Origin of the sequence: Nocardia sp. NBC_01499, assembly GCF_045040275.1 — a bacterium.
In the GTDB taxonomy this organism is placed as follows: Bacteria; Actinomycetota; Actinomycetes; order Mycobacteriales; family Mycobacteriaceae; genus Nocardia.
This window is the reverse complement of sequence record NZ_CP109426.1, coordinates 5772215-5792455: the sequence shown is the minus strand read 5'-3', so window position 1 is coordinate 5792455 and position 20241 is coordinate 5772215. Positions and strand designations below refer to the sequence as shown.

Here is a 20241-nt window from a genome sequence, read left to right as displayed (position 1 = left end):
GATGACCGACGAAACACCCGACGACGGTCGCGCCCTGCTCGCCGCGGGCGCCGACGCGTACACCCGCGGCGACACCGCCGAAGCGCTGCGCATCTTCGAGGACGCCGCGCGCAGCACCACCGGCGACGTCCGCATCGGTGCCATCGTCAACGCGGCGAGCATGTCCGACGAACTCGGCGATCACGCCAGATCACTGCGCCTGTACCGCGAGGCGCTCGCCGCCATGCCCGAGAACGCCCCGCGGCTGCGCCCCAACGCACTGGTCAACATGTCGCAGGCGTTACAGCACCTCGGCGAACTCGATGCGGCCCAAGCAGCATTGGAGCAGGCGCGGGAATTACTCGCCGATGCCAGCGATCAGGGCGTACTCCGGGTGGCCTGCCTGCTGTCGTTGACCGCCGTCGCCCTGCATCGCCAGCACTGGGCCTACGCCGCCGAACTTGCCACCGAATCCCTCGACGCCGCACGGCGTTTCGCGCCGCAACTGGCCGGTCATCCGCTGATGAACCTGGCCGCAACGTATTTCGAGACCGGACGCCGCGACCTCGCCGTCGACTTCGTCCAGCAGGCGCTCGCCGCGTTCGAGGCGGCGGACGACCACAATGCCGTCGCGGAGACCAAGCAGAACCTGGCCACCATGCTGGTCCGCGTCGAGCGCTTCGACGAGGCCGAGGCGCCGCTGCGCGCCAGCCAGCGGTACTTCGAGCAGGCCGGGCTCGGCTACCGCGCCGGAATCGGGCTCAAGACAATGGCTTTCCTGGCCGAGGGTCGCGAGGATCTCGTACAAGCGCAGGAGCTATACGGCCGGAGCCTGGCCTACTTCGTCGAGTCCGGCGCGGTGCTGGACGCCGCCGACCTGCGCATGCGCCTGGCCACGGTGGCATTCAAGGGCGGCCGGTTCGAGGAGTGCGAGACACTGCTCGCCGAGGCGTTCGGTGCATATGCCGAGCACGGTCTCGGCTTGCACTGTGCCCAGCTCGATTTCTGGCATGCGACGCTGCTCGAAGGTGCCGTCGCGAACTCGCCCGAACTGCTCGGCCCTGCGATCGAGCTCGCCGTTCCTGCCGCGCTGGCCATCGACGCCGTGCGCTACACGCTCCCCAACGGTAATCAGCGCGACCAGTGGAACCGCCAGATCGCCGACCCCGCCATGCGATTGGCGTTCCGCTTCGCCTACCTGTCCGGCAACGGACTGCTCCTCGCCGACCTGATCGAAACACAGTGCGCAGGTACCACATTGAACATCGATAGGTCCGAGGACGGCCGCGCCGACCGATTGCCGCTCGAACTCCTCGATCCCCCAGCCGATCTCGCCGAACACCCCGGGGCCACCGCGCTCCAACTGGGTGCCGCGCTAGCCGAGGTCGCGGCCAGCGCGGGTCTTCCGGTTTCCCCGCCGCCACGGCTCGCACTGGCCGCAGAGGGCCGGATCGCGTTGGCGCCCTACATCGCCGCCGCCGAACAACGCTACGGCCGAGTGATCCGCGACAGCCGGGTGCTGACCGTATGACGCGACAGCCGACCGTCGTGGTGCGCATGGCCGACGCGGGAGACGTGTACATGTCCTGGCGCTGGGCCGAGGACACCGCGCCGCGGGGGGCGGCCATGCTGCCGGGAGCACCGGTACTCGAAGCGGTACGGCGCCTGGCCGACGCGCTGCCGCACCCGGCCGAGCCCGGTGGACTCGAACGCGCCATGACCACCGGCGCTTTCGCCGATCACGACACCGAGTACCTTGTCGCCCAGTCTCTTTCCCGTGCGCTGCTGCCCCAGGGTCTGGCCGCCCAACTGTACGAGTTGTCTCAGCGCGGGATCCGCCCGCACGTTCGACTGCAGCCGTCGCCGCGGGTGGCGCAGGTTCCGTGGGAGATCATCGCCCCTGGTCCGGAAGTTCGCCTGATCGATATCGCCGACGTCAGCCTGCTGGCACCGGCCAGCATCGTGCACGCGCCGGGACGCACCGCACGCACCTGGGCCGCGACGCACCGCGCACCCGTTGTCGCCGTGCTGGATCCACGCATTCCCGGCTTCCGCGCCGACTCGATTCTCGGCTCGGTACTCGGCCGCATGCCCGCGAATGCTCCACTCGCCCAACGGATCGCCGAGTACGCGGCACAGGACCGCCTGCTCCCCTCGGTACTCGACCCGACGGAAGCCTTCCGCCGGACCGATATCGACCGCACCTGGCTGAGCACGGCATTACGCGACGGCGCCAGCCGCCTGATCTACGTCGGCCACGTCACCGCCGCGCCCCCTGAATCCGGCCAGAGTGAGGACGCCGAACTCCACCTGGCTTGCACCGCGGACACACTCGGCTTCGCCGTCCCGACCCGCACCCATCGTCCGTTGTCCGCCAAGGACTTCCTGCTCGGCACACACACCCTCGCCACGGAACCGGTTGACGGCCACGACCTTTGGCCTATTCCGAGCCGAGTGGCCTTGATCGCCTGCGAGAGCGGCGGCGATCTGCGCTTCACCGAGGCGCTCGGGCTGACCGCTGCCATGATCAACGGCGGTGCCGAGCTGGTGACGGCCAGCCGCTGGCCGCTGCCCACCGACCTCGCCTTCCACCGCATCGCGGGCGCGCCGCCGGCGGCCAACCCGCTCCAGCAGGCCATCTGCGCCATCGACGCGGCGCACGAACAGCCGGACCCGGTGGCCGCGCTCGCCGCATGGCAGCGCGAGCGACTGCGCGCCTGGCGCACCGAACGCACCATCGAGCATTCGCCGCTGCTGTGGTCGGCGTTCGCCACCCTGCGCGCCTGAGTCAGCCACGGAGCCCGCGGTCCACCGTGGGATGGACGCCGAGCACATCGAGCATCTCCGAGATGGACATTGCCCGGAATTCGGTCGCGCCCGCATAGCCGGGCCGGGCCGCGTCCGCCAGTTCGGCGTAGAGGTGCAGGCGGTCGTAGTCGGCCATCGACATGATGACGGCCACCTCGGTGCCGTCGTCGGTGATGACCGCGTCCTCGCCGGTCGCTATTACCTCGCGGACGACGGCGGTGATATCGGCGGACAGCTCGTGCAGATTGCGTGTGTTCGTGTTGGGCATGCTCCGCATTCGGAGCGGTGCGCCCTTTTGGATCGGCGTTTTATCGTCTCGTTAGCGAGACGACCGGAATTGTGCGGTCGGTTTTGGTTTCGTGGTCGGCGAAAAACGGATAGAGCTGCTTCAACATCGTCCACATGTGGTCGCGTTCGGCGCCAGCGAGCGGGGTCGCGACGGCATCGTAGGTTTCGTCGCCAACTTCGACGGTCACCTCGGGGTCGCGCACCAGGTTCTGGTACCAGTCCGGGTGCGTGGGTGCGCCGATGTTCGAGGCGATGACCAGCAGTCGGTCGCCGTCGCGATGGAACATCATCGGCGTGGTGTGCGCGGCGCCCGTGCTGCGGCCGGTGGTGGTGAGCAGCACGAGCTTGTCGCGGTGCATGCCATCGATCTCGCCGCCGGCGCGGAATTGGGTGATGGTTTTGCGGTTGATTTCTTTGACGTCCATGGGCTCGCCTCCGGTGGGTAGACGTTGTTGTCCACAATTCACCCCGGCGGGTGCCGTGTCAGCCCATTGCGGAATACCGGTCCCGTCAGGTGCGATGCGCCAGCAGGTGCTGCATGATCAGCCTGGTCAATTCCTCGGGTGCCTGCTCAGGGATCCAATGCGACACTTCCTCGAGCATTTCGAACCGATAGGGTCCGGTCACGTGCTTTTCGGTGGCCAGGGCCGCGGTGGAGCCGATGGAGCTGTCCTCGGTGCTCCACACATACAGCGTCGGCACCGATACCGGCCCGGTCGGGCCGGCCAGGTGCATTGCCCGATACCAATTCAGTGCCGCGGTGAGCGCTTCCGGCTGCGAAAAGCGCTGGACGTATTCGTCGATGCGCTCCTCCGGGATCTTCCATTCGAAGATCTTGCGGAGCCCGGCCCCGTCGTCCATGAGCAGCGCCCGCTCGGCCACCCTCGGCTTGCGCAGTAGCGAAAAGTATTGCGACCGCTGCGCTTGGTCCTCGTCCTCGGTGATCGCACGCAGGAAGGCGGCGGGATGCGGCAGCGACACCGCAGTGAAACTGCGGATCCGTTCCGGCAGGTCCGCCGCTGCCGCCCACCCGACATAGGCGCCGAAGTCGTGCCCGACCAGATCGAAGCGCTGCCAACCCAATTGGTCGGCGATCGCGACCACATCGCCGACCAATTCGTCGAGCCGATAGTCGGCGACCTTATCCGGCCGCACACCGGGCGAATACCCCCGCTGATCAGGCGCGACGACGTGGCACCCACCGCCGCCGAGCGCATGGAGCTGGAACTCCCACTCGATGGCCGCCTCCGGAAACCCGTGCAGCAGCATGACTTCCCGTCCCCCGGCGTCCCCGCTGGCCAGCGCGTCGAACGTGCCGGCAGCGGTGGGAATCTCTATTGCCTCGATCACGCAGTCGACTCTAGAACCTCACACCGACCTCAGTGCTCGTCGTAGTGTCCGTCGTGTGCGGCGTGGCGGTGGCCGTCGTGCACGTAGTCGACGTGATCGCCGTGCTGGACGGTGTCGTGGCCGCAGCCGGGGCCGTGCTCGTGCTTGTGCTCGGTGTGTGCGGTGTGGCCCTGCGGCTCGCACTCGTCGTAGTGGCCGTCGTGCTCGCGGTGCAGGTGGCCGTCGTGCGCGTAATCGACGTGATCACCGTGCTCGATCACCGCGTGCCCGCAGCCGGGGCCGTGCGCGTGATCGTGCTCGGTGTGCTGCATATGTGCCGTTGTCATCAGATCTCCCTCTTTCCAAGCGTGGACAGATGGATATGTGAGCGCAGACACATTAGCAGATGCGCATCAATGGAGTTAGCTAAGGGTGCGCTACAGCACCTGGGAAAGGAAGCGCTGTAGGCGCGGAGTCTCGGCGTTGTCGAACAACGCGTCGGGCGTGCCGGTCTCGACGACCTGTCCCGCGTCCATGAAGACGACGCTGTCGGAAACCGTTCGGGCGAAGCCCATCTCGTGGGTCACCACGATCATCGACATGCCGCCCGAGGCCAGGTCGGCCATCAGCGCGAGCACGCCCTTGACCAGCTCAGGGTCCAGCGCCGAGGTGGCCTCGTCGAAGAACATGACCTCCGGCTTCATGGCAAGCGCGCGGGCGATCGCGACCCGCTGCTGCTGCCCGCCGGACAGATTCCCGGGCCGCGTGTCGAGCTTGTCGGAGAGCCCGACGATCTCGAGCTGCTCCACCGCGACGGCGCGCGCCTCGTCCTTGGACAGCCCGCGCAGCTTGCGCGGGCCGAGCGAGACATTGTCGGCGACGCTCTTGTGCGGGAACAGATTGAAATGCTGGAACACCATGCCGATGCGCTGGCGCAGCTTGTCCGGGTCCTCGGTGAGCACCGACTTGCCGTCGAGCAGCACATCGCCCTGGTCCGGCTCGTGCAGCCGGTTGAGCACGCGAAGCAGCGTCGACTTGCCCGAGCCGGACGGGCCGATGACCGTGGTGGTCTTACCCGCGGCGACGTGAATGTCGATGCCACGAAGTATGTGATTGTGCCCGAGCTTCAGGTGCAAGCCGGTTCCAGTGAGAGAGGCACTCATCTATCCGCGCCCTTCCGTGATCGTGGCGGTCTCGACCGGGTCGATCGGCCGGTCCGGCCTGCCGGTGCGCATGCGGCGGTCGATGTAGTTCACCAGGTGGGTGAGCGGGATGGTCAACAGCAGGTAGACCAGGCCCGCGGCGACCAGCGGGGACAGGTTGCCGGTCTGTGCGTTCAGGTCGCGACCGACCGCGAACAGCTCACGCTGGGTAGCGAGCAGGCCGAGGAAGTAGATCAGCGACGAGTCCTTGATCAGCGCGATGAACTGGTTCATCAGCGCGGGCAGCACGCGCCGCACACCCTGGGGGATCACCACCAGCGTCATTGCCTGCCGGTAGCCGAAGCCGATAGCGCGGGACGCTTCCAGCTGACCGGGTTCGACGGACTGGATGCCAGATCGGAAGATCTCGCCGATATAGGCCGAAGCCAGCAATGCCAGCGCTACCGCACCGAGCCAGTACGGGTTGCTACCGGTTATGTTGCGGACCACCGGGCCGATACCGAGGCCGATCAGCAGAATGATCACCACCGCGGGCAGGCCGCGGAAGATGTCGGTGTATACCCGGGCAGGCCAGCGCAGCCAGCGGGTCCGCGCGATACCGGCCACCGCGAGCAGCATGCCGAGGATGGTGCCGAGGACTCCCGAAACCACCGCGAGGATAAGGGTATTCGGCAGGCCGGTCTTGAACAGGTCGGGAAAAGCCTTGCGGTACAACGACCAGTCGAAGAACGTATCCTTCAGCTGTTGCAGTGTGGATTTCGGCGCGACCGCCGCGGTGTCGTCCGGCTTGTGTTGCGCGGCAAGGGCGGCGAAGTCCGGCAACTGCGGCAGCGGCGCCGCCTTGGAGCCCGGCTTCCAGCCCGGCGGCAGCTCCCTCGGCACCCAGTCGCTGTAGAGCTTGGCGTAGGTGCCGTCCGCGATGACCGCGTCGAGGCCGCTGTTGAGCGCGTCGGTCAGCGGCTGGTTGTTCTTCGAGACCGCCCAGCCGACGAAGTTGTCCAGGCTGAAGGTGTTCTGCGCCACCGCGGTTCCGTCACCAGGCTTGATCGCGCCCTCCGCCTGCGCCGACGGCGCCACCCAGGCGTCGACCTGGCCGGACTTCAGGTTGGCGTAGGCGGTGTTGTAGTCCGGGAACTTCACCGGATCAAGGTGCAGCGTGTTGACCACGTACTCGTCCTGCACCGTGCCCTGCACGACCGCGATGCGGGTGCTGCGGCTCAGGTCCGAAAAGCCCTTGATGCCACTGGTTTTCGGGGCGACGAGGGAGAAGTAGCCGAAGTCGTAGCCATTGGTGAAGCCGACCAGCTGGCGGCGCGCGTCGGTGGTAGTGATGCTCGACGACCCGACGTCGAAGCGGTTACCAGCCACCTGGGCGAGCAGCCCGGCGAACTCGGTGCCCGAGAACTCCACCTGCAGGCCGAGTTTCGCGCCGATCGCGCGAAGCAGTTCGTTGTCGAAGCCGGTGAAGGTGCCCTTGCCGTTCACGCAGATGCTCGGCGGCGCGTCCGAGAGCGTGCCGACGCTGAGCTTGCCCGGTGTGATCAGGCCGAGCTTCGAGGTGTCGATCGAGGACACCGGCGCGGTGTTCGCCGTCGTGTACTTGTCCGTGCCCGCGGACTGCGCGGACGCCAGGTTCGTCGGCGCGGCCGAGGCCGCGCTCACCCCTGGCGGGGAACACAGGTTGCGTTCCGAGGACGCATCATCGGAGCCGGAACCACACGCCGTGGCCGCGAGACCGACAGCAAGCAATATCACGGCGATCAACGCACGAGACCGCACAGCGGGCAGACCAGCCATGATGAGAAACCCTAGCCGCGACCAAGTGTTAACTCGCAGCTACCCCGCCGTCGGAGCCGCGTCACCTCGAATGCGACAAGTCGGACCAGCGGCGACAGAGTTCGGATCAGCGTGATCCGAATTGGGCGTCGTCGGGGCACGCCCCGGTCGGCAATCCGGGTCGGACCGGATCAGCGGTGTTCGGCCGCACGACGTCGCCTGCTCGCCGCGAGCCCGGTCCGACCAGCTCGACACCCCGCGTGTGCGGGTGGTTCAGGCAAGCCCGCTGACCGGCTCGGGGTTCACCTCGTCGCGCCAGCGGATCGCTCGCTCGACCTCGCTCAGGTCGTATCCGGGGCCGCTGACGCCGACGGTGAACAGCGATACACCGGCGTCGACGAGGGCCGACGCCTGCTCCGCTCCCGGCCACTGCACCGAACGCTCGATCCGCGACTCGTCCGTGCCGACGGCGGCGCAGTGCTCGGCGAGCACTTTGTTCTTGTGTGCCAGCGAGTCGAGGTCGGCGAAGGTGTGCCACATGTCGGCGTACTCGGCGACCAGGCGCAGCGTCTTCTTCTCGCCACCGCCGCCGATCAGGATCGGGATATCGCGGGTCGGCTGCGGGTTCAGCTTCTTCAGGCGGGCGCTGAGCCGGGCCATGTTGTCCTTCAGCAGCGCGAGCCTGGTGCCCGGCGTGCCGAACTCGTAGCCGTATTCGTCGTAGTCCTTCTCGAACCAGCCTGCACCGAGGCCGAGGATGAGGCGGCCGTCGCTGATGTGGTCGACGGTGCGCGCCATATCGGCGAGCAGGTCCGGGTTGCGGTAGCCGCCGCCGGTGACCAGCGCGCCGATCTGCACCCGCTCGGTCTGCTCGGCGAAAGCGCCGAGCATGGTCCAGCATTCGAAGTGGGCGCCGTCGGGGTCGCCGTTGAGCGGGTAGAAGTGATCCCAGTTGAAGACGACGTCGACGCCCGCGTCCTCGGACCGCAGGACGGCGTCGCGGATGAGCCGGTACTCGGGCGCGTGCTGCGGCTGAATCTGAACTCCGATACGAACCGATCGCGTCATGAAATCACTCCTCGTCGTTCGGATTTAAGTCCCCGATCGAGGCTACCGGCGCTACCGATCGCCAGCCCAGCGATTGCCACATCCGCGCGAACTCGAGCATTTCGAGCACGAATCGAGCAGACACGGTAATGTCGCCGGTCAACCCTTACTCGGATCGTCCGGCACGTTCCTGCCGGTGATGGGATGTGATTTTGTCATGGCCACAGTGACCTTCGACGGGGCTACCCGGCTCTATCCTGGATCCACCAAACCCGCTGTCGACCAGTTGAATCTGGAAATCGAAGACGGCGAATTCCTTGTCCTCGTCGGCCCGTCGGGCTGCGGCAAATCGACCTCGCTGCGCATGCTGGCCGGCCTGGAGGACGTCAGCGACGGGCGCATCCTGATCGGCGCCAACGACGTGACGCACGCCGAGCCCAAGGAACGCGATATCGCGATGGTGTTCCAGAACTACGCGCTCTACCCGCACATGACCGTCGCCGAGAACATGGGCTTCGCACTGAAACTCGCGAAGGTCGCCAAGGCGGAGACGCAGAAGCGGGTGCTCGAGGCGGCGCAGCTGCTCGACCTGGAGCCGTATCTCGATCGAAAGCCGAAGGCGCTGTCCGGCGGTCAGCGCCAGCGCGTCGCGATGGGCCGGGCGATCGTGCGCCAGCCGCAGGTGTTCCTGATGGACGAGCCGCTGTCCAACCTGGACGCGAAGCTACGCGTGCAGACCCGCACCCAGATCGCGCAGCTGCAGCGCAGGCTCGGCACCACCACCGTGTACGTCACGCACGACCAGGTCGAGGCGATGACCATGGGCGATCGCGTCGCGGTACTCAAAGATGGTCTGCTGCAACAGTGTGCGACGCCGCGCGACCTGTACCAGGATCCGGTCAACGTGTTCGTCGCCGGTTTCATGGGCTCGCCCGCGATGAACCTCTTCACGCTGCCGGTGTCCGACGGATCCGTCTCCCTCGGCGGCCACGTGCTGCCGCTGCCGCGCTCGGTCACCGACGCGGCCGAGGGTTCGGTCTCCGTCGGCATCCGCCCCGAGCACTTCGAACTCGGCAACGGTTCCGGCACCGGCATCGAGATGGAGGTCGACGTCGTCGAGGAACTCGGCTCCGACGCCTACATCTACGGCCGCACCACCTCCGAAGGCAACGCCATCGGCGAAACCATTGTCGCGCGCGCGGATTGGCGCAACCCACCCGCCAAGGGCACCCGAGTCCGCCTCTCCACCGACCCCCAACACACCTACTTCTTCTCCGCCAAAGACGGCCGCCGCCTCAACTGAGCAACCCCGTCACTCCGAGCCCGGTCCCCAACGGACCGGGCTCGGTCGTTTCTGGACCTCCCAAGCTCCTCCGGCGAAGAATGAAGTGAGCGGCTCGGTGCTGCCGAGGCTCGCCAGGCGCCAGCATCGCAGCGTCGACGACGGTCAATTCACGACACCAGACACACGCGAGCGGCGTCCAGGAACCACGCCGAGGTCGATTTCATGGGTACGGCTGAGGCGTCTACTGTCCTCGAAACGAAGAACCCCCGCGACCTAGCTGCCGCGGGGGAAACTCCATGTGTTTACGAGGGACCTTGTCCTCGTATCTATGGTCAATGATAGCGGGGGGAACCGGGTATGCCAAAGCACGCGACCATCGTCGCCGTCAACAAACACCTGCATCCCGTTCGGCTGGCTACCTACTCCAAACGCTGCGGAAATGATCCCTTCCAGGCACTCGAGCTCTACAAATGGAATCTCCAGCTGTCCGCTGCCTTCCAGCAGGTTCTCGCCATCACCGAAGTCGCGCTACGCAACGCGATCGATGATCAGCTGCGGACTTGGAATGCCGCTCAGCCACACCACACCCAACCCGGTATTACCCATAGCAAGGACTGGCTTCTCGACCCCGCACGTCCTCTCAACTCCTTGACCAGGGACTCACGCAGAACCGCCGGGAAACACGCCCACGAAGCCGACGGTGGTCGTCAGGTCGGCCACCCACGCAAAGGTGCCGCAGTCACCCACGACGACGTGCTTGCTCAGATCACCTTCGGCGTGTGGCCGAAACTACTACCGACACAAGACGCCAGCGACGCCAACTACCGCGCACGTCAGGTCCTGTGGCACCAGGCATTGCGGCACGGTTTCTCCCACAACACGAACGATCCAGATGGCTTCATCCTGGCTGCCCGCGCTGGTCGGCTGCACGGACTTCGCAATCGTGTTTCACACATGGAGCCACTGCTCAACGTCAACATCGTCGCTCGTCACAACGACGCCCTCCGCCTGCTCGGCGCGATCAGCCCAGAGGTTCGTGACTGGTGTTCAGGGCTCAGCCGAGTTGTCGAACTTCGACGGCAATGCCCGATCGAACTGTGACCAGCGACCGGCCGATCGCCATCTGACGCTTCGAGAGACGGGCTGTTCAGCGCTTGTTTTTGCGGGTGCGGACGGTGTCGAGGTAGTCGTCGTTGAGGCGGACGGCCAGTTGTTCGAGGGCGACTTCGTGGCCGGAGTCGCTGCGGACTTGGACGCGGACGGGGGCGCCGGTGGATTCTTCGACGAGCAGGAGTGGGGGTGGGCCGGGTTGGAGGTAGGTGTCGCCCCATTGCATGAGGGCGAGGACTACGGGGAGTAGGTCGCGGCCCATGGGGGTCAGGATGTATTCGTGGCGGGTGCGTTTGCCCTGCTCCTGGTAGGGCTGCTTGGTGAGCAGGCCCGCTTCGGTGAGTTTGCGGAGTTGGGTGGCGGCCGCGGCGTCGGTGATGCCGACTCGTTGGGCGAAGCCGTCGAAGCGGGTGGTGCCGTAGTACGCCTCGCGCAGGATGAGCACGACCGAGCGGGTGCCGACGAGTTCGATCGCCTTGGCGATCGAGCAATCCGTGGGCTTCCACGAGCTCAGATCGGCCAACGGTCCTTCCATCACTGCTGCCATGACCAACATCATAGCCATGCTGACTTGTCTCGGCTATTGCCAGGTGTAACCTGACTATGTGTTGATAGAGCCAGGCAAGGCCGCCCGGCTCTCGGTCCGAAAGGAAGCACGATGAGAGACGCGGTAATTGTCGAAGCGGTACGCACCCCGATCGGCAAGGGCAAGCCGAACGGCGCACTGCATGACGTGAACGCGGTGGATCTGCTCGCGCACAGCCTGCGCGAAGTGGTCGACCGCAGCGGTATCGATCCGGTGCTCATCGACGACGTGATCGGTGGCATCGTCACCCAGGTCGGCGAGCAGGGCGCCAATATGACCCGGCGCGCGGCATTGGCCGCTGGATATCCCGAATCCGTCCCCGCGACCACGGTGGACCGGCAGTGCGGCAGCAGCCAGCAGGCGATCCACTTCGCCGCGCAGGGCGTGATCTCCGGCGCCTACGACATCGTGGTCGCCGCCGGTGTCGAGTCGATGGGGCGAATTCCCATGGGCGCCAACCTGATCGGTTCCGAGGATCCTTCCGGCGTCGGCTTCGCCGCGCGTTACCCGGAAGGCCTTGTACCGCAAGGGATCAGCGCCGAACTGATCGCCGCCAAGTGGGGTCTGACCCGCACCCAGCTCGACGAGTTCGCGCTCGGCAGCCACGAAAAGGCCGCGCTGGCAACGAAAAACGGCCTGTTCGCCGACGAACTCGCGCCGATCAACGGACTGACCACCGACGAGGGCATCCGGGTCGGCAGCACCCTCGACTCCCTCGCCAAGCTGCGCCCCGCCTTCTACGACGAGGCGATGGCCGCCCGCTTCCCGCAGATCGGCTGGGAAGTCACCGCGGCGACCGCGAGCCAGGTCAGCGACGGCAGCGCGGCGGTGCTGATCATGACGAGCGAGCGCGCGAAGGAGCTCGGACTGAAGCCGCTGGCCCGGCTGCACAGCTTCGCCGTTGTCGGCGACGACCCGCTGCTGATGCTCACCGCGGTGATCCCCGCGACCCGAAAGGTGTTGCAGCGCGCCGGACTCCAGCTATCCGACATCGACCTGTTCGAGGTCAACGAGGCGTTCTCGCCGGTGGTGCTCGCTTGGGCCCAAGAGACCGGCGCCGACCTCGGCAAGGTGAACGTCAACGGCGGCGCCATCGCCATCGGTCACCCGCTCGGCGCCTCGGGCGCACGCCTGGCGACCACCCTGGTACACGCGATGCAGGACCGTGGCGCGCGCTACGGCCTGCAAACCATGTGTGAGGCAGGCGGTTTGTCGAACGCGATGATCCTCGAGCGCCTCTGACCCGACCCGACGCGGTACCCATCGCAGGATGGGTACCGCGTCAGATCGACGCGAGCACCAGCGCGATCAGAAATCCGGCCACCCACGATTCAACGATCAACGGCACCGCGATCAACGGCGTCCACCCGATCGGCCTGCCCGCACGCACCTTCCGCACCATCAGCGCAACCGCCCAGACCACCGACGCCCCAATGCCCACCCAACCGACGACCTCCGCCACCGCCAGATATCGCCACACCCGCCCACCATCGCGCGCAACCACCTCATACATGGGCACGAAAGACGCGACAAACCAGGCGAACCCGACCGTGATCAACGAACCGACCCCCGCCCGCACAAGATCCGGCCCCCACCCCGGTCGTTCCCACGCCATACCCCAGAATGACCCGCCCGAACCCACCCCGCAGCACGCAGACAAAGTCTCGCGCCGCACACGAGTTCGCTGACGAATCCAAGCGCAGCGACATAATTCGGGCGCGACAGCATCATCGACGGCAGGCGCACAGTCTCGCGCCGCGCGCATGCCTGCTGGCGAGTCCCACCCGTGCTGGCGCAACTCATATGCGACCGATGCGAGCGCGCACATGAAGTCGCTCACCACTCCATGCGTAGCGGCACAACTCGTGCGCAGCAGGCATGATCGACGGCACGCGCATGCTCGCTGGCGGTCCCACGCGTGGCGGCACAACTCATGCGCGACTGGTCCGAGCGCGCACATGAAATCGCTCACCGCACACGAAGCCGCTGACCATTCCGTGCGCAGCAGGCTTGATCGGCAGCACGCGCACAGTCTCGCGCCGCGCGCATGCTTGCTAGCGGTCCCACACATAGCGGCACTATTCGTGAGCGACTGGTATGAGCGTGCGCACGAATTTGCAGACCGGGCACGAATCGCTGATGAACCATGCGCGGCAGCATTATTCGGGCTGCAGGGGTGCGTGCGAACTCGCGCGGTGCGCAGGTGTTTGCTGATGATGCCGTGGGCGGCTGGGCGGTCGGCAGAGGTTAGGGGCCGGTGTAGACCTGGGAGGCTAGGGAGACGCCTGTGGCGAACGAGATGACGATTAGGACACCTGCCAGGACTGGCCAGTACCACATGTACCAGCGTTTGATTGCGGCCAGGATGATCATGGTCAGTGAGCCGAGTAAGGCGAGGGCGGTGCCGCACCAGGAGACGATGAAGGCGGCGGTTAGGTAGCCGTCGCGGCAGTTGGTTGCGCTGCAGGGGTCGGCGGCGAAGGCGAAGAAGCAGGTGGCGTAGGCGGCGAGCAGGCCGAGCAGTGCGGCGGCGCAGTACAGCGCGATGGCGAGCAGCAGGTCCCAGGTCCGCTGCTGTGGTTGCTGCGGCTGCGGCGGCTGCCACTGCTGCTGCGGCACTGTCGGGTAGTAGGTCATGCACTCAGCATCGCGACCGCTTGGTGCGCGCAGGACCGCAAAACTACTCAGTCCGCATGAGGGGAATACGCAGCGGACAACCGGGAAAGGCTCGTCATGCGGGCTTCGGTTACGCACGGTCGGCACCCGGCAGCGCCGGTTAAGCTGGGCGACGATGACCGATCACGTTGTTGAGAGCATCGTCTACGCGATCCCGATGCGCACCAGGTTCCGTGGCATCACCGTGCGCGAGGGGATGCTGGTCCGGGGTCCGCTCGGGTGGGGCGAATTCTGCCCGTTCACCGAATACGACGACCGGGAGGCGGCCGGGTGGCTGGCCACCGCGCTGGAGCAGGTGACGGTTGGCTGGCCGGAGCCGGTGCGCGATCGGATTCCGATCAACTGCACGGTCCCCGCGGTCGATCCGGAACGGGCGCACGCGATTGTCGCGGGATCGGGCTGTGGCACCGCGAAGGTGAAGATCGCCGATCATCCCGATTCGCTGGCCGAGGACCTCGCGCGGGTCGAGGCGGTGCGCGACGCATTGGGTCCGAGCGGCGCCATCCGGGTGGACGCGAACGCGGTATGGGATGTCGAGACGGCCGTCACGCACATCACCCGAATCGACAAGGCCGCAGGCGGTTTGGAGTATGTCGAACAGCCGTGCCGGACCATCGAGGAGCTGGCCGCGGTCCGCCGCCGCGTCGACGTCCGGATCGCCGCGGACGAGTCCATCCGGCGCGCGGAGGACCCGCTCCGGGTCGCGGTGGCGGGAGCCGCCGACATCGCGGTCCTGAAATGCACTCCGCTCGGCGGAGTCCGCCGCGCGCTGCGGGTAGCCGAAGCCGCCGGCCTTCCCTGTGTTGTCTCTTCAGCTCTGGAAACCAGCGTCGGCCTGGCCGCCCAACTCGCTCTCGCCGGAACGCTCCCCGAACTCGAATTCGCCTGCGGACTAGGCACATTGTCGCTGCTCACCGGCGATGTGGTGACTGACTCACTACGTCCCGTAGACGGGCATCTGCCGGTGCCGAGAACTCCGCCGCAACCCGATCCTGCCCTCGTCGAGCAGTATCAGCAGCGTGACTCCGAGCGGGCCGCGTGGTGGCGGGAACGGCTGGAGCGAGTTCTGCGGCTGGTCGAGTCATCACCAGAGTCGGCCTGAACGGACACTTTTCGCGGCCAACGTGCGGAAAACAGCGCTCGAGCTCCGACAATGTCCACACAGACCGGCGCCAACGGATAACTACCCGAGCCGAACGCCACAACCCAGCATCGTCGCCCGAAGGACAAGTGCCGCTTCCGGACCGATAATGCCGTCGACCAATTCCAGGTAACGCGTACAGAATTCGGGTCCGTGCGGGGCGACCGAGCCGGGATTCAGCTCGAGGTGATGCGCTAGTTCATGCAGCACCACGAGTTCGCGCAACGCCCATGCGGTGCCGCCGGTGTGCAAGGGTACGGCGAGGACGGCGTCGACGGCCTCGTAATGCGCAGCGGTCGCTCCGGCGCGAGACCTGACGCGCACCGACGTTCCCGCGCGATCCCATTGGCCCCGAACCCAATTGAGGGCAAGCACCTTGTCGGCATAACTCTGCACGGAATCGACCGAGGCGAAGCGCCGCTCGATCGGCAGCGTGATGTGCGAGCCGTACAGCTCGACGGTGCGGCTGCCGTGTTCATCGGCGCGGTCGAACATCCCACGCACCAACTGCTCGGCGTCGTATACCTTGGCGCGCTGCGTATCTCGCACGCTCACGACTCCACCTCGCGGGCACTCGGCCGTGTCGCACACGAGTGCGCGGGGTGACTTCGGTTCGCGCTCACGACTCCACCTCGCCAGCGCTCGACTCCGTCGTGCGCGTACACGCACGATGACTTCGGTTCACCCGCTGACGCACGCTCACGAGCATCGTCCACGAACGACGCGTACGCGACCGTAGTCAGCGCTCTCCCGCGCGCCCGAACAGAGACGCGCCGTAGCCCGGCTGCCACCGGCCCGGCATGCACTCACGCCGACCCGTTGTTCGAGCCGCGCGACTTGCGCGTCGTCAATTGCCCACGCGCGGCACCGAGTTCGGGCGAGGTGCCGAGCCGAGCCGCCTTACCCGCGCGGTCCCCCGCCCGCCGCGCCGCCGCCGAATGTCCGGCCGAGGCTTGCGGCCCGCGCCACGTCCCGCGCGCCTCGGAGGTGCTTGTGTAGAAGTCGGTGAGCTCGATCTCCTTGTTGCGCAGCGCGAGCGCGGTGCCCGCCGCCGTACTTTCGGGCACCACCTCCGCCTCGACCTCGGCCTTCACCGCGGCGAGCCGCTGCCCGATCCGCGCGGCGAACGCCATCTGAAAGTTCAGCCGCGCCGTCACACCCGCGACAGGGGCCTGCACGTGACGTCGCACCTTGCGCCCCCAGCGCTTTTCGGTGACCACCTTCTCCACCGTCGCCGAGCGGTACTGCCCGGACTTGATGTACTGATCCGACGCACGGACCATCTGCACGAGCAAGCTCGCGTACAACGCCTCGCAGGTATCGATGTCGGAGTCGAAACCGTAGGCATACACCTGTGTCGAGGTGCGAGCGACATCACAGCGCACATCGTTGGCGTGCGCGATCGCGACGAACAACTGGACGTAGGTGCGCAACCCGCGTTTGCCCGGCTCGCCGATCGGAATGATCCGCTGAATCGGCGTCGGCCTGCGCTCACGTCCCGCGATATGCGCGCGCGCCACCGTCAGGTCGATGGACGACCTGGTCGCCAGGCGTTGTGCCGCGGCGAGAAACGCCTCGGCCTCGTGCTCGTTGTCGGTGGATTCGGCCTGGCGCAGCAGCCCACCAATGCGTGTCAGCATCCGCTCGGGAACCGGGTTCGGCGATGTCATCACACGCCAGAGTAGCGAGGACTTCCTGCCACAATCCCGCGAGTCACTCCCACACCATGTATCTTGCGTTGTGCAACCGGCAGGGTGTGCTAATGCTCACGATCGATCTGGAGTGTCCGCGATGGCTGTGAATAAGGTGTCGTCCCTACGTTCGTCGCTCGTACCGAAGGCCGTGCTCGCGGCCGTCTCGGTCGCGCTGCTGACGGCGACGTTCACCAGCTCCTGCTCCAGTGACAACGGCGGGAGCGCGACGAGCCAGAACCTCACCGGGCGCGGGCCGATCACCTACGTCGAGGGCAAGGACACCACCGAGACCGGTGCGGTCAAGCAGCTCATCGAGCGCTGGAACGCCTCGCACCCGGACGAGCAGGTGACGTTCAAGGAACAGTCCAACGACGCCTCGCAGCAGTACGACGACCTGGTCGAGCACATGCGGTCCAAGCAGTCCACCTACGACGTCGTCGCCCTCGACGTGCCGTGGACCGCCGAGTTCGCCGCGAAGGGCTGGATCCAGCCGCTGAAGGATTCCTTCGCCATCGACACCTCCGCGCTGCTCTCCCCGCCGGTCGCCAGCGCCACCTACAACAACACCCTGTACGCGGCGCCCCGAAACACCAACGGCGGCTTGCTGTTCTACCGCAAGGACCTGGTGCCCAACCCGCCGAAGACGTGGAACGAGTTGCTCTCTCAGTGCCCGATCGCCAAGGCACAGGGCATCGGCTGCTACGCTGGGCAGTTCGCGCCGTACGAGGGCCTGACGGTGAACGCCGCCGAGGTGATCAACGCCTACGGCGGCAGCTTCGTCGGCGCCGACGGCAAGACCCCGACCGTGAACAGCCCGCAGGCCCGTGCCGGACTGAAGGTCCTGGTCGACGCCTACAAGAACGGTGACATCCCGCAGGAAGCGATCACCTTCAAGGAGCCGGAGAGCACCAACGCGTTCGCGCAGGGCAAGCTCATGTTCCTGCGGCAGTGGCCGTCCACCTACGGTGACGTCGGCGGCGATTCCTCCACGGTGAAGGACAAGTTCGGCGTCGCCCCGTTGCCCGGCGAGAACGGCGTCGGCGCGTCGACGCTCGGCGGCTACAACGCGGCGATCAGCTCGTACTCCAAGAACAAGGCCACCGCGCTCGACTTCCTTCGCTTCCTGATCAGCGAGGACGCCCAGCACATCGTCGCCTCGGGCGCGCTGCCCTCGGTACGCGCCTCGATGTACGACGACCCGGCGCTGATCGCGAAGATGCCGTACCTGCCCGCGCTCAAGGATTCCATCGCAAGCGCGGTGCCGCGTCCGGTCACGCCGTTCTACCCCGCGGTGTCGAAAGCCATCCAGGACAACGCTTATGCTGCGATGAAGCAGAGCAAGTCCGTCGACGACGCGATCATCGGGATGCAGAAGGGCATCGAGACCGCGGGATCGTAGGCGGAAAGCGCAACGGACCCGACGAGACCCGTAGGAGAGAGAAACGGTGTCGGATCCTTCGGGAGCGGCCAGCACTGTGCCGAGCGATGAGTTCCTGCCACGCAAGCGTGGCCTCGGCGAGACCCTGGCATTGGAAATGCGGCGCTCCGGCAAAGCCTGGCTGTTCGTCGCGCCGGTGCTGCTCGCGCTGGCCATAGTCATCGGCTACCCGGTGATCCGGGCGCTATGGATGTCGTTCCAGAAGGATTCGGGTCTCGACCCGGCGACGGGCATGTTCGTCGAGGGCGGCAGCGCCGGCTTCTCGAACTACACGCACTGGCTGCTGCAGCAGTGCCAGGCGGGCGGCGAGACGGTCAGCTGCCCGACCGGCACCCTCGGTTCGCAGTTCTGGCTGGCGATCGGCGTCACGCTGTTCTTCACCGTGATCACGGTGACCCTGGAGGCCACCCTCGGCCTCGGCTTCGCCATGGTGATGGGCAAGACGTTCAAGGGGCGTGCGCTGCTGCGCGCCGCGGTGCTGATCCCGTGGGCGATTCCCACGGCGGTCACCGCGCGGTTGTGGGAGTTCATGTTCCAGTACGACGGGGTGGTGAACCGGGTACTCGGCACACACATCCTGTGGACCTCCGACGCGTGGCCGGCGCGGTTCGCGGTGATCGCGGCCGACGTGTGGAAGACGACGCCGTTCATGGCGCTGCTGCTGCTCGCCGGTCTGCAGGTGATCCCGGCCGATGTGTACGAGGCGGCCAGGGTCGACGGCGCCTCGGCCTGGCAGCGGTTCACCCAGATCACGCTGCCGCTGCTCAAGCCGGCGCTGCTGGTCGCGGTGCTGTTCCGGACGATGGACGCGCTGCGCATGTACGACCTGCCCGCGATCATGACGCTGAGCAACCCGGCAACCCGGGTGGTGTCGATCCTGGTGGTCGATCAGGTCAGGCAAGGCCCCAACAGCGCGGCCGCACTGTCGACCATCACTTTCTTGATGATCTTCGCGGTGGCCTTCGTGCTGGTGAAGGTGTTGGGCGCCAACGCGGTCCGCACCCAGGAAGAACAGCGGGAGGCGCACTGATGTCGGTACAGACTGCCGAAAAGCGTGTCGCGCCATCGGTTCCGTGGTCACAGCGGCTCAAGTCGGTGCGGCTGTACGCGGGCGTGGCCATCGTGCTGGTGTGGGGGCTCGGGCCGTTCTACTGGATGGCCGTCACCGCGTTCCGCGACCCCGACTACACCTTCGACAACACGCCGTGGCCGACCCATCTCACGCTGGAGAACTTCCGCAACGCCTTCGATACCAGCCGGGGCAACAACTTCGGCAGGGCGCTGGTGAACAGCGTCATCATCGGCTCGGTCACCACCGTCGTCGCGCTGCTGATCGGCGTGCTCGCCGCGTACGCGTTGGCGCGACTCACCTTCCGCGCCAAGTACCTGGTGTCGGGGCTGATCCTGAGCGCGTCGATGTTCCCGGTGGTCGTGCTGGTCACCCCGCTGTTCCAGCTGTTCACCAATATCGGCTGGATCGGGCACTACCAGGCGATGATCATCCCGAACATCTCGTTCGTGCTGCCGATGACCGTCTACATCCTCGCCTCGTTCTTCACCGAACTGCCGTGGGAACTCGAGGAGGCGGCGCGGATCGACGGCGCGACCAAGCTGCAGGCGTTCCGGCTGGTGATGCTGCCGCTGGCCGCGCCAGCGGTATTCACCACCGCGATCCTCGCGTTCATCGCCGCGGTGAACGAATACCTGTTGGCCCGACTGCTTTCCGCCGATAAGACCGAACCGGTGACCGTCGCGGTCGCCCGATTCTCCGGAAACGACCCGCTGGTCGAGCCGTATGCCGCGATCATGGCCGCGGGCACCATGGTGTCGATCCCGCTGGTCATCATGGTTCTGCTGTTCCAGCGTCGCATCATCTCCGGTCTCACCGCGGGTGGCGTCAAGAGCTAGAACACCCGCTCAG

At 66.6% G+C, this 20241-nt stretch carries 21 protein-coding genes; 9 read left to right on the top strand and 12 right to left on the bottom strand.

Features of this window, described 5'->3' with window-relative positions; genetic code table 11:
* The first annotated feature begins 1 nt into the window (after position 1).
* A complete protein-coding gene (locus OG203_RS26440; RefSeq protein WP_405159960.1) occupies positions 2 to 1510 on the top strand; it encodes a tetratricopeptide repeat protein in 1509 nt (502 codons plus the stop codon).
* Complete coding sequence (locus OG203_RS26435; protein ID WP_405159959.1) at positions 1507 to 2766, top strand: CHAT domain-containing protein; 1260 nt, start codon at positions 1507 to 1509, stop codon at positions 2764 to 2766. The genes OG203_RS26440 and OG203_RS26435 overlap by 4 nt, the downstream gene beginning before the upstream one ends.
* Before the next feature lies 1 nt (position 2767).
* Here OG203_RS26435 and OG203_RS26430 read toward each other — a convergent pair whose 3' ends face one another.
* From OG203_RS26430 to OG203_RS26400, 7 genes are all read right to left on the bottom strand, one after another.
* Positions 2768 to 3055 (bottom strand): type II toxin-antitoxin system Phd/YefM family antitoxin, encoded by a 288-nt coding sequence (locus OG203_RS26430; protein WP_405159958.1) that lies wholly within the window; start codon positions 3053 to 3055, stop codon positions 2768 to 2770.
* A gap of 40 nt (positions 3056 to 3095) precedes the next feature.
* The gene (locus OG203_RS26425; protein WP_405159957.1) at positions 3096 to 3500 is read right to left on the bottom strand and encodes a nitroreductase/quinone reductase family protein; all 405 of its coding nucleotides are present in this window, start codon (positions 3498 to 3500) and stop codon (positions 3096 to 3098) included.
* A gap of 85 nt (positions 3501 to 3585) precedes the next feature.
* Positions 3586 to 4425 (bottom strand): alpha/beta fold hydrolase, encoded by an 840-nt coding sequence (locus tag OG203_RS26420; RefSeq protein ID WP_405159956.1) that lies wholly within the window; start codon positions 4423 to 4425, stop codon positions 3586 to 3588.
* Positions 4426 to 4454: 29 nt separating this feature from the next.
* Complete coding sequence (locus OG203_RS26415) at positions 4455 to 4751, bottom strand: hypothetical protein (protein WP_405159955.1); 297 nt, start codon at positions 4749 to 4751, stop codon at positions 4455 to 4457.
* 90 nt (positions 4752 to 4841) lie between these two features.
* The gene (locus tag OG203_RS26410; protein ID WP_405159954.1) at positions 4842 to 5567 is read right to left on the bottom strand and encodes an amino acid ABC transporter ATP-binding protein; all 726 of its coding nucleotides are present in this window, start codon (positions 5565 to 5567) and stop codon (positions 4842 to 4844) included.
* Positions 5568 to 7364 (bottom strand): ABC transporter substrate-binding protein/permease, encoded by a 1797-nt coding sequence (locus OG203_RS26405; RefSeq protein WP_405159953.1) that lies wholly within the window; start codon positions 7362 to 7364, stop codon positions 5568 to 5570. It abuts the gene before it with no gap.
* A 252-nt stretch (positions 7365 to 7616) separates the two neighbouring features.
* Complete coding sequence (locus OG203_RS26400; protein ID WP_405159952.1) at positions 7617 to 8411, bottom strand: LLM class F420-dependent oxidoreductase; 795 nt, start codon at positions 8409 to 8411, stop codon at positions 7617 to 7619.
* 196 nt (positions 8412 to 8607) lie between these two features.
* On the opposite strand from OG203_RS26400, the gene OG203_RS26395 reads away from it, so the two are divergent.
* Positions 8608 to 9693, top strand: a complete 1086-nt coding sequence (locus OG203_RS26395; protein ID WP_405159951.1) for an ABC transporter ATP-binding protein — start codon at positions 8608 to 8610, stop codon at positions 9691 to 9693.
* 339 nt (positions 9694 to 10032) lie between these two features.
* Positions 10033 to 10776: a hypothetical protein gene (locus tag OG203_RS26390; RefSeq protein WP_405159950.1), complete on the top strand. Its 744-nt coding sequence runs from the start codon at positions 10033 to 10035 to the stop codon at positions 10774 to 10776.
* Positions 10777 to 10822: 46 nt separating this feature from the next.
* Here the strand turns inward: OG203_RS26390 and OG203_RS26385 are convergent, their stop codons facing one another.
* Positions 10823 to 11344, bottom strand: a complete 522-nt coding sequence (locus OG203_RS26385) for a winged helix-turn-helix transcriptional regulator (protein ID WP_405168010.1) — start codon at positions 11342 to 11344, stop codon at positions 10823 to 10825.
* Between the two features lie 99 nt (positions 11345 to 11443).
* Here OG203_RS26385 and OG203_RS26380 point away from each other — a divergent pair, with 99 nt between their 5' ends.
* Positions 11444 to 12613, top strand: coding sequence for a thiolase family protein (locus OG203_RS26380; protein WP_405159949.1), 1170 nt, complete (start codon positions 11444 to 11446; stop codon positions 12611 to 12613).
* Between the two features lie 40 nt (positions 12614 to 12653).
* Here OG203_RS26380 and OG203_RS26375 read toward each other — a convergent pair whose 3' ends face one another.
* Together OG203_RS26375 and OG203_RS26370 are read right to left on the bottom strand one after the other, a co-directional pair.
* Positions 12654 to 12986 (bottom strand): hypothetical protein, encoded by a 333-nt coding sequence (locus tag OG203_RS26375; RefSeq protein WP_405159948.1) that lies wholly within the window; start codon positions 12984 to 12986, stop codon positions 12654 to 12656.
* A gap of 632 nt (positions 12987 to 13618) precedes the next feature.
* Positions 13619 to 14008, bottom strand: coding sequence for a hypothetical protein (locus OG203_RS26370; RefSeq protein WP_405159947.1), 390 nt, complete (start codon positions 14006 to 14008; stop codon positions 13619 to 13621).
* Between the two features lie 154 nt (positions 14009 to 14162).
* Here OG203_RS26370 and OG203_RS26365 point away from each other — a divergent pair, with 154 nt between their 5' ends.
* Positions 14163 to 15149, top strand: a complete 987-nt coding sequence (locus OG203_RS26365) for an o-succinylbenzoate synthase (RefSeq protein WP_405159946.1) — start codon at positions 14163 to 14165, stop codon at positions 15147 to 15149.
* Positions 15150 to 15230: 81 nt separating this feature from the next.
* Here the strand turns inward: OG203_RS26365 and OG203_RS26360 are convergent, their stop codons facing one another.
* Together OG203_RS26360 and OG203_RS26355 are read right to left on the bottom strand one after the other, a co-directional pair.
* Entirely contained in the window at positions 15231 to 15743 is a 513-nt protein-coding gene (locus OG203_RS26360) for a TIGR04338 family metallohydrolase (RefSeq protein WP_405159945.1), read from the bottom strand.
* A gap of 251 nt (positions 15744 to 15994) precedes the next feature.
* Positions 15995 to 16858 carry a DUF2786 domain-containing protein gene (locus OG203_RS26355; protein ID WP_405159944.1) on the bottom strand — a complete coding sequence of 288 codons (864 nt, stop codon included), beginning with the start codon at positions 16856 to 16858 and terminating at the stop codon, positions 15995 to 15997.
* 121 nt (positions 16859 to 16979) lie between these two features.
* On the opposite strand from OG203_RS26355, the gene OG203_RS26350 reads away from it, so the two are divergent.
* From OG203_RS26350 to OG203_RS26340, 3 genes are all read left to right on the top strand, one after another.
* Positions 16980 to 18281, top strand: coding sequence for an ABC transporter substrate-binding protein (locus tag OG203_RS26350; RefSeq protein WP_405159943.1), 1302 nt, complete (start codon positions 16980 to 16982; stop codon positions 18279 to 18281).
* Positions 18282 to 18417: 136 nt separating this feature from the next.
* Positions 18418 to 19350, top strand: a complete 933-nt coding sequence (locus tag OG203_RS26345; RefSeq protein WP_405168009.1) for a carbohydrate ABC transporter permease — start codon at positions 18418 to 18420, stop codon at positions 19348 to 19350.
* Positions 19350 to 20228, top strand: a complete 879-nt coding sequence (locus tag OG203_RS26340; protein WP_405159942.1) for a carbohydrate ABC transporter permease — start codon at positions 19350 to 19352, stop codon at positions 20226 to 20228. The genes OG203_RS26345 and OG203_RS26340 overlap by 1 nt, the downstream gene beginning before the upstream one ends.
* The last annotated feature ends 13 nt before the right edge of the window (positions 20229 to 20241 follow it).

Bases quoted from the DNA above. Each gene is read 5' to 3' on its own strand.
- OG203_RS26440 (WP_405159960.1), top strand. From the start codon at position 2: ATGACCGACGAAACACCCGACGACGGTCGCGCCCTGCTCGCCGCGGGC.
- OG203_RS26435 (WP_405159959.1), top strand. From the start codon at position 1,507: ATGACGCGACAGCCGACCGTCGTGGTGCGCATGGCCGACGCGGGAGAC.
- OG203_RS26430 (WP_405159958.1), bottom strand. From the start codon at position 3,055: ATGCCCAACACGAACACACGCAATCTGCACGAGCTGTCCGCCGATATC.
- OG203_RS26425 (WP_405159957.1), bottom strand. From the start codon at position 3,500: ATGGACGTCAAAGAAATCAACCGCAAAACCATCACCCAATTCCGCGCC.
- OG203_RS26415 (WP_405159955.1), bottom strand. From the start codon at position 4,751: ATGACAACGGCACATATGCAGCACACCGAGCACGATCACGCGCACGGC.
- OG203_RS26410 (WP_405159954.1), bottom strand. From the start codon at position 5,567: ATGAGTGCCTCTCTCACTGGAACCGGCTTGCACCTGAAGCTCGGGCAC.
- OG203_RS26405 (WP_405159953.1), bottom strand. From the start codon at position 7,364: ATGGCTGGTCTGCCCGCTGTGCGGTCTCGTGCGTTGATCGCCGTGATA.
- OG203_RS26400 (WP_405159952.1), bottom strand. From the start codon at position 8,411: ATGACGCGATCGGTTCGTATCGGAGTTCAGATTCAGCCGCAGCACGCG.
- OG203_RS26395 (WP_405159951.1), top strand. From the start codon at position 8,608: ATGGCCACAGTGACCTTCGACGGGGCTACCCGGCTCTATCCTGGATCC.
- OG203_RS26390 (WP_405159950.1), top strand. From the start codon at position 10,033: ATGCCAAAGCACGCGACCATCGTCGCCGTCAACAAACACCTGCATCCC.
- OG203_RS26385 (WP_405168010.1), bottom strand. From the start codon at position 11,344: ATGATGTTGGTCATGGCAGCAGTGATGGAAGGACCGTTGGCCGATCTG.
- OG203_RS26380 (WP_405159949.1), top strand. From the start codon at position 11,444: ATGAGAGACGCGGTAATTGTCGAAGCGGTACGCACCCCGATCGGCAAG.
- OG203_RS26375 (WP_405159948.1), bottom strand. From the start codon at position 12,986: ATGGCGTGGGAACGACCGGGGTGGGGGCCGGATCTTGTGCGGGCGGGG.
- OG203_RS26370 (WP_405159947.1), bottom strand. From the start codon at position 14,008: ATGACCTACTACCCGACAGTGCCGCAGCAGCAGTGGCAGCCGCCGCAG.
- OG203_RS26365 (WP_405159946.1), top strand. From the start codon at position 14,163: ATGACCGATCACGTTGTTGAGAGCATCGTCTACGCGATCCCGATGCGC.
- OG203_RS26355 (WP_405159944.1), bottom strand. From the start codon at position 16,858: ATGACATCGCCGAACCCGGTTCCCGAGCGGATGCTGACACGCATTGGT.
- OG203_RS26350 (WP_405159943.1), top strand. From the start codon at position 16,980: ATGGCTGTGAATAAGGTGTCGTCCCTACGTTCGTCGCTCGTACCGAAG.
- OG203_RS26345 (WP_405168009.1), top strand. From the start codon at position 18,418: ATGCGGCGCTCCGGCAAAGCCTGGCTGTTCGTCGCGCCGGTGCTGCTC.
- OG203_RS26340 (WP_405159942.1), top strand. From the start codon at position 19,350: ATGTCGGTACAGACTGCCGAAAAGCGTGTCGCGCCATCGGTTCCGTGG.